General features: G+C 45.2%; 13 protein-coding genes. 5 read left to right on the forward strand and 8 right to left on the reverse strand.

Annotation, left to right across the window (positions count from 1 at the left end; translation table 11 throughout):
• The first annotated feature begins 21 nt into the window (after nt 1-21).
• The 4 genes from FW415_RS25685 to FW415_RS01215 all read left to right on the forward strand — a co-directional run bounded on the left by FW415_RS25685 (nt 22) and on the right by FW415_RS01215 (nt 3,219).
• Nucleotides 22-192 carry a helix-turn-helix domain-containing protein gene (locus FW415_RS25685; protein WP_371417071.1) on the forward strand — a complete coding sequence of 57 codons (171 nt, stop codon included), beginning with the start codon at nt 22-24 and terminating at the stop codon, nt 190-192.
• A gap of 80 nt (nt 193-272) precedes the next feature.
• A complete protein-coding gene (locus FW415_RS01205) occupies nt 273-1,070 on the forward strand; it encodes an SDR family oxidoreductase (RefSeq protein WP_148382488.1) in 798 nt (265 codons plus the stop codon).
• A 417-nt stretch (nt 1,071-1,487) separates the two neighbouring features.
• Nucleotides 1,488-2,285, forward strand: a complete 798-nt coding sequence (locus FW415_RS01210; protein ID WP_148382489.1) for an SDR family oxidoreductase — start codon at nt 1,488-1,490, stop codon at nt 2,283-2,285.
• Nucleotides 2,286-2,352: 67 nt separating this feature from the next.
• A complete protein-coding gene (locus FW415_RS01215) occupies nt 2,353-3,219 on the forward strand; it encodes an AraC family transcriptional regulator (RefSeq protein ID WP_148382490.1) in 867 nt (288 codons plus the stop codon).
• 46 nt (nt 3,220-3,265) lie between these two features.
• Here FW415_RS01215 and FW415_RS01220 read toward each other — a convergent pair whose 3' ends face one another.
• From FW415_RS01220 to FW415_RS01245, 6 genes are all read right to left on the reverse strand, one after another.
• Entirely contained in the window at nt 3,266-4,288 is a 1,023-nt protein-coding gene (locus tag FW415_RS01220) for a TlpA disulfide reductase family protein (RefSeq protein ID WP_148382491.1), read from the reverse strand.
• 50 nt (nt 4,289-4,338) lie between these two features.
• Nucleotides 4,339-5,505 carry a TlpA disulfide reductase family protein gene (locus FW415_RS01225; protein WP_148382492.1) on the reverse strand — a complete coding sequence of 389 codons (1,167 nt, stop codon included), beginning with the start codon at nt 5,503-5,505 and terminating at the stop codon, nt 4,339-4,341.
• A 9-nt stretch (nt 5,506-5,514) separates the two neighbouring features.
• Nucleotides 5,515-6,921, reverse strand: a complete 1,407-nt coding sequence (locus FW415_RS01230; RefSeq protein WP_148382493.1) for a RagB/SusD family nutrient uptake outer membrane protein — start codon at nt 6,919-6,921, stop codon at nt 5,515-5,517.
• Nucleotides 6,918-10,250, reverse strand: coding sequence for a SusC/RagA family TonB-linked outer membrane protein (locus tag FW415_RS01235; protein ID WP_168208617.1), 3,333 nt, complete (start codon nt 10,248-10,250; stop codon nt 6,918-6,920). The genes FW415_RS01230 and FW415_RS01235 overlap by 4 nt, the downstream gene beginning before the upstream one ends.
• Nucleotides 10,251-10,486: 236 nt before the next feature.
• Nucleotides 10,487-11,620, reverse strand: a complete 1,134-nt coding sequence (locus FW415_RS01240; RefSeq protein ID WP_148382495.1) for a FecR family protein — start codon at nt 11,618-11,620, stop codon at nt 10,487-10,489.
• Between the two features lie 126 nt (nt 11,621-11,746).
• Nucleotides 11,747-12,322, reverse strand: a complete 576-nt coding sequence (locus FW415_RS01245; RefSeq protein WP_148382496.1) for an RNA polymerase sigma factor — start codon at nt 12,320-12,322, stop codon at nt 11,747-11,749.
• A 311-nt stretch (nt 12,323-12,633) separates the two neighbouring features.
• On the opposite strand from FW415_RS01245, the gene FW415_RS01250 reads away from it, so the two are divergent.
• On the forward strand, nt 12,634-13,413 hold the full coding sequence (locus FW415_RS01250; RefSeq protein WP_148382497.1) for a hypothetical protein: 780 nt from the start codon (nt 12,634-12,636) through the stop codon (nt 13,411-13,413).
• 256 nt (nt 13,414-13,669) lie between these two features.
• Here FW415_RS01250 and FW415_RS01255 read toward each other — a convergent pair whose 3' ends face one another.
• Together FW415_RS01255 and FW415_RS01260 are read right to left on the reverse strand one after the other, a co-directional pair.
• A complete protein-coding gene (locus FW415_RS01255; protein WP_148382498.1) occupies nt 13,670-14,323 on the reverse strand; it encodes a dihydrofolate reductase family protein in 654 nt (217 codons plus the stop codon).
• Nucleotides 14,324-14,541: 218 nt separating this feature from the next.
• Nucleotides 14,542-15,150 (reverse strand): LuxR C-terminal-related transcriptional regulator, encoded by a 609-nt coding sequence (locus tag FW415_RS01260; RefSeq protein ID WP_168208618.1) that lies wholly within the window; start codon nt 15,148-15,150, stop codon nt 14,542-14,544.
• Between the last annotated feature and the right edge of the window lie 341 nt (nt 15,151-15,491).

Raw genomic sequence — 15,491 nt, forward strand, 5'->3', positions numbered from 1 at the left:
TACCATATCCATACACAGTATATTGTTTGGTTTCGATCATTCCATAAGCAGGAAGCGAGGCTACGCTTAAAACATGCCGATCTTGATATTTTGGAAATTTCCCATCTTCCGGGTTTTCGTTCGCTTACCCACTTTTCCGGCTTTTTCAAAAAGTGCGAAGGCATATCTCCATCCATGTATAGAAAAGTTTGATTTTTATAACCATTGGTTTCAATTTCGTTAGCTACCAATACACCATTAGTTCGAAATTTGCCCTATAAACACGAACTACTATGCATAAAAAATGGTTTATTACGGGCGCATCAAGCGGTATAGGACGTAATTTAACAGAGCAGCTTTTAGAGGCAGGATATACAGTTTTTGCCACGCTAAGAAAGCCGGAGCTGTTAAAGGAATTAGCTGAAAAGTATCCTGGAAGACTTTATGTGGATTATTTGGAATTAACGGATTTGGCAAGTATCGAAAAAGCGGTCACTAATGCCTATAAAAAATTAGGACAAATTGATGTTGCAGTCAGCAATGCAGGAATAGGTGTTTTTGGAGCGGTAGAAGAACTGGATAGTTCGACGATCATAAAACAACTGGAGGTAAATTTACTGGGTCCCATCATGCTGATAAAAGCCTTAATCCCCTTTTTAAGAAAGCAACCTGAAGGTGGGCGTATCATTCAGGTATCATCAGAAGGCGGACAGATTGCCTATCCGGGGTTCAGCCTTTATCATGCCTCTAAGTGGGGAATCGAAGGTTTTGTGGAAGCTACTGCCCAGGATGTCTCATCATTCAATATTAGGTTTACCATTGCAGAACCCGGGCCTACCCGTACTAATTTTGGGAACAGCCTGAGTATCGCTGAACCTATGGAAGCTTATCAAAGTACCCCTGTTAATGAAATTCGAAAATTCATCGACGCGGGCTTTGGTGAACTGGATGATGCAGCAGATGTTGCAAAGGCGATTATTGAATGTACTACATTAAAAAATCCTCCCTTACGTTTGCCCATTGGTTCAGTAGCCACAAAAAATCTGATTACAGGTTTGCAAAAACGACTCGATGGTATTAAAATGATATAAGCGAGCCGAAAACTTTAGGGGGGTGCTTTGTCATATTTGCTACGCCTGCTAAATAAAGAATTGTATAAGCGGTTAAAGATGGTGAAGTTTTTCTAATTCCATTTTTCTGTTTTTGTTGCTGTAAAGTTGTAACGGGTTCAAAAAACAGATTTGCCCAAACGACTTTTGGTTTAGCCTAAAATGATGGGTTATTGAAATCAGTCTTATCCTTCAGGACATTGGGTAAGCTTGGCTCAATAATTTTCTATGCGTTGTGCTTCTTTAGGTCGTCCTATGTCTGGAGGTCTTCCGCCTGTCTTTTAGCGCTATTCTTCCATTCATGCAATCGGCCAATTGAACACAAACAATCGACTTTTGGATACTTTTTAGTTGAGGGAGATGATCAATTTTGTACCATCAAATTAAAAGTACAAAGAAATGAAAGCAACATTAATAACAGGGGCATCAGGTGGAATTGGAGAAGCCATTGCCTTAAAACTGGCATCAAGAAAACAAAATCTGGTGTTGGTGGCACGAAGCGAAGCCAAACTAAAGGAATTGGCTGAACAGCTAACCAAGCGCCATCAAATCTCGGTGGAATATATTTCGGCTGATCTATCTACAGCAGGTGCGGCACAGCAGGTTTTTGACGAAACACAAAAACGTCAATTACAAATTGAAACACTCATTAATAATGCCGGAATTGGCTCCGGTGGTGAGTTTGCAGAGTTGTCCCTGCAATCAGAGTTGGATATGCTGCAACTTAACATATCGTCTTTGGTTGCACTCACACATTTGTTTCTGCAGAAAATGAAAGCACAAAAAGGCGGAACGATAATCAACGTTGCTTCTATGGCATCATTTTTACCGATACCCTATATGACCACCTACTCAGCCAGCAAGGTTTTTGTCCGTCACTTTACCCAGGCACTAACCCAGGAATGTAAACCATACAATGTACACGTGATGTTGCTCTGCCCTGGGTTGACCAAAACCAATTTTAACAGTGCTGCCGGACTAGATGGTAAAGTGGGGCAAAGACTCAATGCGGAATATAACAGTTCTACCCCTCAACAAACCCCTGAACAAGTAGCAGACGAAATGTTGACCGCATTGGATAAAAAAAAGCATTATATTGTATCTGGGAAAATGAACCGAATGGCTAGCCGCTTATCGGCTTTATTTCCAAACGCTTTTGCAGCCAGAAGTTTTGCCAGATCATATAGGAAAAAATAGTCAATAATTATACCTGTATAAAGTGAATTTAAATACATCAACTATTCATCTCAAATCTATTACTGATATGCACAAGGTGGTGGGTATTTCCAAGCCGAAGCATCCTATGTTCAGCATTCTTCGTTTTGAAAATTTCCCAAAACCGGAACTCACCCAGCGCACAAAATTGATCAGTGATTTTTATCAAATCGCGTTAAAAAAAGAATGTCCTTGTAAAATGCAATATGGGCAAACAACTTTTGATTTTGATGAAGGCATTATTTCTTGTTTTGCCCCCAAGCAAGTGAACATTGTTGATAAAGATTTTGCATTTGCAAAAGCGGGTTGGGTCATAAGTATCCATCCTGACTTTTTGAGAGGATATCCGTTAAGCCCGAAAATGAAAAGCTTTGGCTTTTTTCATTATGATGTAAATGAAGCCTTGATCCTATCCGAAGATGAGCAAAAATCTATAGAAACTATTTTTGAGCAAATTGAAAAGGAATATTTGTTGCCCATAGACCAGTTTAGTCAGGATGTCATTATTTCGACATTGGATCTATTGTTAACGTATTTTAATCGTTATTATAACAGACAGTTTATTACCAGAAAAAACCACAGTAGTGAACTGTTGAACCAGGTAGAAAACATATTAAACGCCCATTTCAGCGACGCCAGGGAGCAAAAGTTGCCAACTCCTGCATATTTGGCTTCCCAATTAAATATATCGAGCAAGTATCTGAGCGATTGCTTGAAGCAACTCACAGGACAAACTTCCCAACAAATCATTCACGAAAAGCTGATAGACAAGGCCAAAGACATCCTTACAACCACAGAACTTTCTGTCAGCGAAATTGCCTATCAATTAGGCTTTGAATATCCGCAATCGTTCAGCAAAATATTCAAACAAAAAACAAGTCAGACACCTTTGGAATTCAGGCAGTCGTTTAACTGACGGACAAAAGCCCGGCTACCAACAGCATATACCACAATCAGCAAGCTCATTGACCCAAAACCTTTTCAAGCATTTCTGACAACGCTTTGCCACGCAGGTCCTTTGCAAGGATCTTACCATCAGGGCCGATCAGGAAGTTCCGCGGGATGGCTTGCACGGAATATAACATTGCTGCCCGATTTTCCTGCTGCAAATCTGAAACATGCGTCCAGGACAGGCCATCTTCCCGAATGGCTTTTATCCATTCCTTTTTGCCACTTAACTGATCAAGCGATACGCTTAAGATCGTAAAGTTTTTCTTTCTATATGTTTCATAAGCGCCGACCAGATAGGGACTTTCGGCTCTGCATGGCGGGCACCAGCTTGCCCAGAAATCCAGCAGCACAAACTTCCCTCTAAAATCATGCAGGGCAATTGATCTACCGGTTGTATCGGGCATCGCAAAATCAGGCGCAACCCTGCCTATGCTCACCACTTTCAACCTGGCAATTTTTTGGGCATATTCAACACCTTCCTTAGATGAGCGGATGCTGCCTGAAAGGATATTGAAAAGTGGCTCTACCAAAGCGGGGTCCGGGTCCTCTCCGCCTAAAATATCGAGCGCTTCGAAGCTGATGTAAGAATCGGGATGGGATTTAATAAAATTCGTATAAGCCGTTCCTGGCTCATCAACCGCTAAAGCCGCTTTCAGTATCGACGCATCCCTGTTGAGCGACCCACCGGTTACCTCGGCATTATCCAGAGAATCATCACTTACTATCGAAATACTTTCCGCATCCATAAAAAATCGCAAATATTCCACATCCTCTGAAATGCCTCCTGACCTGCTTATTTTCAAGTATGCCACAAGGTTTGGCCCTTTGGCAATACCATTAAATGCAAACGCCCCATGATCCAGCACTACAGAGTCAGTTTCCATTCCTGCGGCTTCCTCATATAGGATATAAGCTTTAGCCGGAGCCGAAAGGTCGCCTATCTTACCTTTAACGGTAAATTTGAAAGACTGCGCTTCTAAAACAGCGGGTGAAAAAATCTGCAGAAAGAATATAAAAAAAGCAATCCTTGCCATTTCCAAATTATTTTAATTTCCGCCTGCCTTCCAGGCCGGCGCATGAATCGTTATTTAATCAGTTCAGCTAGTTTTCTTTTCAGATCTTCTCCGCGAAGATTGATGGCAACAACAACGCCTTCGGGATCCAACAAGTAGTTCTGAGGAACGCTTTTTACGGAATATAAAAGCGCTACCTCATTCTTCCAGCCTTTCAGGTCGGAAACATGGTTCCAGGCCAATCCGTCCTCGTAGATGGCTTCTAGCCATAGCTCCTTATCCCCCGCATCCAGAGAAACGCCGAGCACGGTAAAGCCTTTTGATTGGTATTCGTTATACGCTTCAACTACAAACGGGTTCTCTTCCCGGCACGGCCCGCACCAGCTTGCCCAAAAATCAATCAGCACATATTTTCCTCTAAAATCTCTCAGCGACACCAGGTTACCAGCGGTATCCGGCTGTTCAAAATCAGGAGCAACATTGCCAATTTCGACCTTTACGCCTTTCTTCATCAACTTATAGAATTCGATCCCCTGCTTACTGGAACGCACCTTTGCATCAAGCGAATTATAAAGCGCTTCGATTTCGCTTAGCTCGGGAGATATGAAACTGGCATTGAGCAGGGTAACGGATCCATATTTCGCGTAGCACTCCAGTACAAAAAGACTCATTAAAGAACCTGGATTATCCTTGATAAATTTTCTGTAGATATCCATTTGCTCACTGCCAATTGCTGCCAGCTGCTTATCGCTGTTTTGTATGTACTCGCTGGAGGCTTTCTGTTCTTCCGATGCTGAATTGAATTCGTTATTGAAGCGGTTCAAGACTTCATAGTTAGACTTCAGTTGATGTAGCAGCCTGGAATAGTCTGCCTGCACAGTACCTCCTGTAACTTTGGCATTCTCCAGCGAATCAGCGCTTATAACAGATATTTCCCCTGGTTCCAGGTAGAAATTGAGTATGGAAGGCATGGCCTCCGGTTCATCATCGTACTGACCGACGCCATCATAGCTGATTAAAATCGTGGCAGGTTGAACTTCGCTCACTGAACCGCTGAAACGGAATTCGCCGTTTCTAATAACCATTGAATCTATCTTATCGTCAACGAATAAATAGGCGATTGCCGGTGGTTGCAACCGGCCAACTTTTGCACGGACGGTATATTTCTGTTGCTGGGCAATTAGCGTCAAGGGCAATAAGCATACAAAAAGAATAATCGAAAATTTAATATGTTTCATAAATCAATATTATGGATTGGGTTCTAAAAATGGGTTCGCCTGCAATTCAGCCACCGGTATGGGAAATAGTGCTGCATTTGCTTTCCAGCCTGGCTTAACGGCTCCTAAAACCTCATCTATCTTTCCGGTACGCTTTAAATCGATCCAGCGGTTCCCCCATTCACAAAACATTTCAACCTGACGTTCATGCAAGATTGCATCCAACGCTATTTCTCCTGAGTTAGTCTCAACATCCCCAAGGCCTGCACGATACCGTACCTTATTCAAATCTTCCAGCGATGCTGATATCCTGTCCAGTCTCGCCAATGCCTCGGCACGCACCAGGTAAATATCCGCCAGCCTCAAAATCATATAATCTTCCCTGGGGGTCTGCGCCTCACTTGTGTTTTTGTACTTATATGGATAGTAATAGGTAAAAATTGTCCCTCCTTCGTCTACCTCACTAACGCCCGTCCAATGGACCATTCGCTGATCATCAGCCTCAAACGCAGCCAGGAGTTGCGGCGACAAAGTGTAATTAGGCAAGTAGTTGGAAGTATAGGGAATGAATGTTGCGGCCTCCGGCGTTTGCTGATAGCTACCATTAGCCGGCAGCTGCCATATGGCCTCTGTGCTGCCGCCCAAAAAAACATCATCAAGATGGTCCTCCAAATTGTAATCAGGGGATGCTATCACCTCGCTTGCGGCGTTGACCGCATCCTCATATTGCCCGAGATATAAATAGACCTTTGCCAGTAATGCCTGCACAACATGGAGGTTTGGACGCGTGTGGCCTTCCGATGGATAATCGGGAGTTAATATCCGGGCGGCATCGTTTAGATCGGTTAAAATAAAATTGAACACTTCAGTTATAGACGCCCTCGGAACATTCCGGGTTGCAGCGTAGTCAACAGATGTAATAATCGGAACACCTCCCCATAGATTGACCATATGGTAATAATAAAATGCACGGCTGACTTTCAATTCTGCTATCAAAAGGCTTTTAAGTCCGTCACTGATTGCCTTTGTACCTTCGATACCCTTCAGACAGATGTTGATCTGGAAAATATTTTTATAGGCATTGGACCAAATGGAGGCTACGGTCTGATTATCCTGCAATATATTGTTATTGAAAAATGAAGGAGCAACATACATATCACTTCCAGGCACCAGTTCGTCGCTTGTCAGCCCGGTAAAAACGGTCATTACACCGCTGCCGAACTCCGGAACGTTCAAGGATGCGCCATAGTTGCTGTACACCGCGGAAACGGCGGCAATGATATTTGCGCTATCAGCGAATACCCGTTCATTGGACAGTTGATTGGACGGGTCTGCGGGTATCTCGATCAGCTTCCTGCAGGAAGTGGTGAAACATCCAATTGAAAGGATTACCAGAAAATATATATTGAGTTGAAGACGATTGTAATGCATGCTCATAAGTTGATATTTAGACCAAAAGCTACCGTTCTCTGCATAGGGAAGTTGAATAAGTTGTTCAGTTCAGGATCCCCGACCTTAAAGCCGGTCAATAAAAACAGATTTTGCCCGTTTGCAAAAATCCTCGCATCAGCAACGCCTATTTTGCTGCATAAAGCCGCCGGCAGCGAATATGAAACAGACGCCGTTCGCAGTCTTATATACGAGCCATCGCTATATGCGCCGGACGATTCCCTGAAATAAATTGCTGTACTGTACGCTTCTCCGTATGAAGATGTCAGTTTCTGGATGGAAGAGATCTGGCCTGGCGTGGTCCAGCGGTCTAAAATGGCAACCGGTTGATTGACCAGCCCTCCAGGCTTTATACCTGCATACAAACCTCTTAGATAGTTTGCCTGCTGCTGGCGCTGAAAGTTGAATAGAAAATAAATACTTAATTTTTTATACGACAAGGTGTTTCCAAGCCCTCCTATAAACCGGGGGTCCAGATTGGAAATGTTTTGGTAATCACCGCCCTGTGAGGGAACGCCGTAAGTGGGAGATGTAGTAACATCACCTTTGCTGGTATAAAACTCGAAAATGCCGGTTTCCGGGTTCACTCCTTTCAGGCGATAACCCTTTACTACATTGACCGACTCGCCGATCGTGTAAAGTACCGCATAGGGAGATTCCTCCAGTCCTGGAAAGGAAATCAGTTTGTTACGGTTACCGGAGATATTCAAGTTTGTACTCCAGGAGAAATTTTTGCCCGAAATATTCCTGGACGTCAGGCTAAATTCCAGGCCCTGGTTTTGAATGACCGCATTGAAGTTCGATAATACGGAACCGAAGCCGGTCTGAGAAGGCAAAGTATAATCTATAAGCTGATTCCCGATCCGGTCGCGATAATAATTAAGGTTAAGCAACACACGATCTTCAAAAAATCCAAGGTCCAGTGTTGCATTGAACGACCGTTTGCTATCCCAGCCATAATCAGGATTGAACAGGTTCTGTACAAACAGCGGTCTTACCCCCTGGAAATCAGGCGTAAAATTATCGGGACTGAATAACTGCTGGTATCGGTATGGAGTGGTGGCGTCTGAGCCTACGGTGCCGTAACTCCCTGATAATTTGCCATAGGTAATAAAGCGGGTAGCGCGCTCGAAAAACGGTTCGTCCGAAAATATCCAGCCAATTCCTATTGATCCAAAATTGCCAAACTGTCTTCCCGGGCCAAAATTACTGGATGCATCCCTTCTTCCTGAAACCTGGAAGATATATTTCTGATCATGCGTATAGCTTAATCTCGCGAAAGCCCCGGCATATTTGTATGGGTTATATGAATCCACCGCCTGTATATTTCCGGCGGAAGCAATGGAACCCATTAACGCCTCATCACTATAGTTGGTGCCTTGCAACTGAACGTTGGAAGTAGTATTGCTTTTGTATGTCCCCCCTAAAAGCGCGGTTAATGATCCGGCGCCGAAATTCCGTTGATATTCAAGTTGCGGCTCAATATTAATGGTTTCAAAGACGGTATTTGAAAAAACTGATTTAGACACGGGATTTTCTGACGGATCAATTGTGCTGGCCGGAGTTCGCTGTGTTTCATCACTGACTATCCGGCTGTAGCCTGCATTAATATTAATTTTGAGGCCATTCCCAATACTATACCCCAGCACGAGCGTGTTTGTCATATTATAAACCTGCATCAGGCTGGGCTGCTTTAAACTAGCTATATGTTGAACATAAATGCCGGTATTAAAGCCCTTGTAGTTCCAGGCAGGCTTTCCAGCCTCATCCAAAGGGTCAGGGAAATTGGGAGGCGTTAGTATGGCCGACACAAGGCCAGCTGATGCTGAAGTGTTATTTTTCTGGTACGAATAATCGGAACCAAATCCGATCGTAAAGCGTTCGTTGGCACTTGCATAATTCACTTTTGAATGAAGGGTAAACCGCTTGTCTGCAAAGTCGCCGGGAAAGTTATATTCAGCTTTGGTATAGCCTGTTGAAACGAAAAAGGTAGTTTTACCGGAACCTCCGGATAAACTTACGTGCGCATCGCTATTATTCGATGTTTTACCGAGATAATACCTGAACCAGTCCGTATACCTGTCCTGATCAAAAAGCAGCAGATCCGGGAATGATGCAGGAGGAGCAGTTGCCAGGTCGATACCATCATTTTCCAGGGCTTCCCGCCGGTAAGCCAGGTATTGTTCACGGTTCAGCAGGTCGATCTTTCTCGTTGCCGTATTAAAAGCGGTATTATAAGTGGCCTGAATTTTTAATTTGCCCGCTTTCCCATTTTTTGTCGTTATCAATATCACGCCATTAGCGCCTTGTGTACCATAGATCGCCGTTGCAGAAACATCTCTCAATACGCTTATACTTTCAATATCAGCCGGATTGATGCCATTGAACGGGCTGGAGCCACCAAAGTCATCCGCGAGCCCGGTATGGCCGCCAAGCGAATACAGTGCGCTGAGGTTTACATTCTGTGCTGCAACAGGAACACCGTCCACGATAAATAATGGCTGGCTGTAGGGTTTAACTGCACTGCCGGCGTTCTGGGTCAGTGAATTCTGTCCCCTGATCTGGATCCTGATCGCAGCGCCCGGAGCCCCTGACGCCTGGGTTACATTCAATCCCGGCACCAGGCCCTGCAGGGCCGCCAGGGGATTTAGCACCGGTTGCTTTTCAATATCCTCGGCTTTTACGGTACCCACAGCCCCTATTCCCAGCCGGCGGCTTTCAGTACCATATGCAACAACCCGTACTTCATCGAGTACTGAAACAACGGCATCCAGTAAAATATCACCCATCTTCTCACCAGCCGGAAGCTCTTTTGTTTTGAACCCGATACAGGAAATGATAATGATCGGTTTCTCCCCGGCCGCTTTAATCAAAAAATCACCGTTCGCAGATGAAACGGCAGACAAATTTGTTCCTTTTACCGTAATCGTAGCGCCAATGATGGCATTACCTTTCGCGTCCACGATCCTGCCGGTTACTTCCATCGGTGGCATAGGTGCAATCGGGCTTGCCGGCGAACCACCGACCCTCCTGGATATCACCACAAATTTATCTTCGATGGAATATGTCAGGCGCTGGTTTTTGAATATCTGATCAAGAACCGTTGTCAATTCAACATGCTTAACATCGATTGTTACACGATCACTTGCTTTCATCAGTTCATCGGAAATAAAGAAATCTACGCCGGCCTGTGCCTTGATCTTTTTAAATACGTCCGACACCGATGCATTTTTTACGGACAACGTAATTTTTTGAGCATAGCCAGCTGCACTAACCTGTAACAGGGATGCTATTAATATCAGGCTGGTAATTCGCATTATAAGCAGGATTTTACGGTATAGCCGGGTTGGCATACCAGTTTGTCTGGTACAAATTCTATACATTCGTGTTTGATTTGGTTGAAGCAACAGGCCTTAGTTTTCCAGGCGAGGGCATATTGCGTTTTAACGGTTAGTTATTATGATTGGCCGGGCCGAACCTGACCGGGAGTGACTTCATTCCCGGCCTTTTTTACCCTTCGGACTGCTTATGTTTTTCTCATATTGATCCTGGTTTATTCCTCCGGTTGATATTTGGTGACATATACTGTTCTTCCTGCAATCCTGAAATACACTTCCCTGCTCTTTTCCATCATCCTTAATACCTGGCTCAGGTTCCGCGTTCTTGATACTGAACCATACCACTTTGCATCCGGGCGCTCGCCCTCGTATATCACCTCCACGTCGTACCACCTGGCGATAAGCCGCATTATATCCTCGATGCTTTTATTATCAAACTGAATATCTCCGTTTATCCAGGCCACTTCATCGCCGACATCCACCCGGGCAACTTTCAATCCAGCTCCATTTGTGGCTGCCTGCTCACCAGGCTTGATGATCGCCGATCCACCTCCTTTCACCGATACTTTTACAGCGCCCTCCAATAAGGTCGTCCGGCTCGCCTGCTCGTCATCGTAAGCATTGATATTGAAATGCGTTCCCAAAACTTCCACTTCCTGTGCATCGGACTTGACAACAAAAGGATGCCCGATATCTTTCGAAATCTCGAAATAGCCCTCTCCGTTTAATTGTACCGTTCTTTTACCGTTCTCCATCAGGGAAGGCGTATATTTTAAACTGGATGCCGCGTTAAGATGCACCAGTGAGCCATCCGGCAGGCGTACCTGATAGGTTTCACCCTTTGCCGTTGTCAGTGTGTTAAAAGCGCCATCTTCCCCGCCCGGTTGCGCGATGGAATACACCAACTGACCATTCGCGGATTTTGAAATGGTAACGCCTGCCTCGCTGGCGAGTTCACCATTTGCAGCATCGTGCAGCCGGATTTGTTTGCCGCTGGCCAGGGTGAGCGTAGCCCCGGATCTACCAGGCGATACATCTGCTTTTGTAATAGTTTGCGGATAGTTTCCTTTTCCCGGACCAAGCTGGAAATAATAGAATGCTGCTCCAGAAATAATACATGCCACAACGCCGGCAACTGCTACAGGAAGCCACATACGTTTTACACGGAATTCCCTCCGCGTCTGGATCGTTTGCCACATTTCAGCCTTTATCCGTTCGATATCCAGATTACTATCTACGGCTTCTTCGCTCCCATATTTCATGAACCAGGCTTCAACCAGTAACTTTTCACCCGGTGTGCAGGTTCCCAGCTTGTATCTTTCAATGATTTGGATAGCAGGACTATTCATCTTTCTTGCATTTGCGTATCACGGCTTTGTATTATGACAGATGAATAAGGGGTTGGGGGTACGACAGGAGAGAAAAAATATCTTATCCTTTGATAATCATAAAATTAAATTTTGAAAACAGGGGGCTTAACGCAGGAGATAAGCAAGGTAGATCATTAGCCCCAGCCGTAAACGTAAAATCTTTAGCGCCCGCTTAACCTGGGTCTTAACCGTTTGTTCAGATATACCCAGGCGCTCGGCTATTTCCCTGTGGCTCATTTGTTCTTTCCGGCTCAATACGAAAACCTCGCGCATTTTCTCCGGGAGCAACCGGATCTCATGATCAATAATATCTGTAAGCTCTTTTTGCATCAATAGCTCATCCGCGTCCTGTGCATATTTCTCCAGATAATCTTCAAAAGACCTGATGTAAGATGTCTGATATTTCCGATGTACAAATATATTAAGCGCTCTGTTGTGAACAGATTTATACAAGTATGAGGAGAGGGATGAATAAAGGTCCAATTCCCTACGTTTGTTCCATAAAACAACAAAAATCTCCTGCACTACATCTCTGGCGTCCTGTTCGTTTTTCAGCTTGCGGACTGCAAAGAGGAATAATGGACCACTATACCGGTCGTAAATTTGCTTAAAAGCGTTGTCATCGCCGCGTTTAAGTAAACCCAGCAGCTCATGGTCAGTATGTTCGCTGTATTTTGACATTCACGTCGACTAAACGCCAGACTTACTTTTGTGAGATTAAAACTGCTACAATATTAAATAAATTTCAACGAGTTGTGACCGTCCTACTAATTTTTGCATACCGATTCTATAAGTGGCCAAATCTACAAAATAAAACAACTTTTGGCCACTTATAATTTATCATAGCCCCATGGCCGGATCAAGCCTAAAAGTTTGGGGAATTGTCCAATACCGCGGCGTCCTCTTTATACACCATTGACAATCATCAACTTCCCGCCCTGGTTTTCTCCGGAAGAAGTGTTATATTCATATATTAACAAATACCGTATCCAATGGCAAAACAAACTTCCTTCTTTACCTTCACGGGGAAGGCCGGCAATATGATCGGCTATTACCGAGACGGTAAACACTACTTCCGCAGCATGCCGGAAACCGTCCGGCAGACGGCTGCCACCCGCCGTGCCGCGCAGCGCTTCGGCGCCGCCAGCAGCAAAGGCCGTCTTATCCGCAGCGCATTCGCTAACCACCTCGATGTTCGTTGCGCCGGGGCGCATATCAACCGCCTCAACAAAACGATCATCAAAGGCGGTATCGGCAACACCGGGGCCATTGCAGGCTTCCGCTTCAACCAGCACACGGGAACAGACCGCTTCTTTACCGTAGCGCCAACACTCTCTGAGGAGGGCATTTTGCATATTCCTCCGCAGGCACTGCCGCAGTTCAGGGGCATCTCCACACTGGAAGTAAAAGTGATCGCCTCCCGCATTCATTTCGGGGAACGCCGGGTAACGGGCACGGAAACCGCGATGATCGAGCTGGATACCCGCGAAGCATTTGCAGGCGCAGCGCTGAACGTGGATGTGCCCGGCAAGGGAACGCTGATCGTAACCCTGCAGGTAAGAGGCATGTGCAGCAGCAGGGCATCTTTTAACCGGAAATACCTCGCCGCTGATATTATTGCTGTGCAGGAACCGCAGACAAAACAGGCCTTCCACAAACCCGGATACCAGCAAGAAGGGATATTGCCGCAGCGGTGGCCATCACTGGCGGGCGCTGCGCATCAGCAACCCGCATACACCTCCCCAACCCCGCCAGTCATCCAGCGGGAATAGGCCATTCCCCGCCTGAGGATACATTTTGTTAAGTAACCCATCCATTGAACGTCAAGCCCCTCCCACACTATACTTCCAATCAAAATTCCGCAAGCGCCAGTCTTTGTGGAGGGCTTGCTAATGCCGACATATTCCCTTCACCAGGATTTATCAACCCGCACTAACTTCAGACCATTTCCACATCAACTCCACGTGCCCAGGTGTGATCCCTCGGCTTTCCTTCGCTTTTCAGTCAATATTCTGTTCTGCTTTATATTCAACCCTTCCCTCCCTTCCTGATGACCAGGTGTGTTGCATTTTCTCCAGCCACTACCTGAACATCGTTATAGCCAAGCGCTGCCATATCCATTCCTGAAAACAAGTGCTCTCCTGCGTCTAAGAAAACAGGGGCTACTGCCAGATGCAATTCATCTATATACCCCGCCTGTAAATACTGCCTTACAGTTGAAGCCCCGCCGCCGATACGGATATCCTTTCCGTTCGCCGCCTTCCGGGCTGCTTCCAATGCTGCTTCGATGCCATCGGTAACAAAATAAAACGTAGTTCCTCCCTTCATCGTCACCGGTTTTCTTGCATGATGCGTTAAAACGAATACCGGAACATGATAAGGAGGATCTTCGCCCCACCAGCCCTTCCATTCGTCATCCGGCCATGCCCCGCGAACGGGCCCAAACATATTTCGCCCCATGATCCAGGCGCCAATATTATCCAAACCCTGCTCCACGAAGTCGTTATCGGTGCCTTCAGTTCCCCCATCTTTACGTCCCATCATCTGAAACCTTTTCGTGGGTAAAATCCAGCTGTGGAGTTCCTCTCCTTTTACACCCAAAGGATCAGTCATGTCTTGTTTGATGCCGGCACCAAATCCATCCAGGGAAATAGAGAATGTTGATACTTTAACCTTACTCATATTAAACATGTTTTTTGCGTCAAGCGATTATCTGATTTATGCTGCCTGCCTTTCACCATACGAATCTCACCCAAAAAAAGCACGTTTTGGCGGTGTATATGCGACTATCACAGTGGTAAAATGCGACAAGGAGAGAACCCGCAAAGACTTATGGCTGATCAATATGAGGTAACCTGCTGCTTTAATACCGTATGGCCCCGGGTATTCAAACTATCCCCCTATATCCACCCCTGCCGGATGGCCTTACTTACCAGCTCGCTGGTATTCGCCAGCCCTTTTTTATGCAACATATTCTTCCGGTGCCGGTCAACCGTTTCTTTGCTGATGTTCAGTATAACAGCTATTTCTTTACTCAGCCTGCCTTCTGCCAGCAGTTTCAATACCTGGCGTTCCCTGTAAGTAATATTGTCCTTGTCGGTTACCAGGTTTCTATTTTCCAGCGGTACATTAATATAGGAAGGCATCCCGTTCATCCCGATAAAAGAAAGCGCGGGATGACCGTCTTCTTTTAAATAGCTGATATCCGTATAAGTGCCGAAAGTCCTTAAAATACCGCCCCGGCCATCGTGGTCAATAATAATGGACTGATACAAGATCCGGCAATAACTTCCATCCTTTTTCCGATACCGGATATCGTATCTCATCTTGAAATTCAAATACTTCTCCAGGGTCATTTTCGAGATGAAATTAAACAGGGTCTCTCCGATCATCAGAAAATAAGGCCGGTCTTCCGGATGAATAATTTGTATCGCAAACGGAATCGTGAACTCATCCGGTTCATAGCCAAGTACCGTTTTTATTTCCTTGCTGACAAATTCAAAATCCATCTTATGATGGTTCATGGTAAAGTAAAAAGATTCCCCCGCAAGGAAAAAATCGGTCAGCTTTTTGTATGTATCGGCCTCAAATGAAAGTGTATCCGGCCGGGAAGAGTTATCAAACTTCCTCAACAGAAAGGCCATCTCACTTTTAAAGGAATGCAATTCCATAGCATCGGTTATTAAACAAATATAACAACATACAGAACAGCGAAGCCCCCAATTCTCTCATCTAAAATTAAGGTAATTGTCCGGAAGTACGATAGGTTCCAAAACTCATCCCCCCCGGGGCATAACCATAAATGGGTATATGCTGAAAAACGCAACGTCGCTAATTTTAGCTTTCGTCC

Origin of the sequence: Chitinophaga sp. XS-30 (assembly GCF_008086345.1) — a bacterium.
GTDB lineage: Bacteria > Bacteroidota > Bacteroidia > Chitinophagales > Chitinophagaceae > Chitinophaga.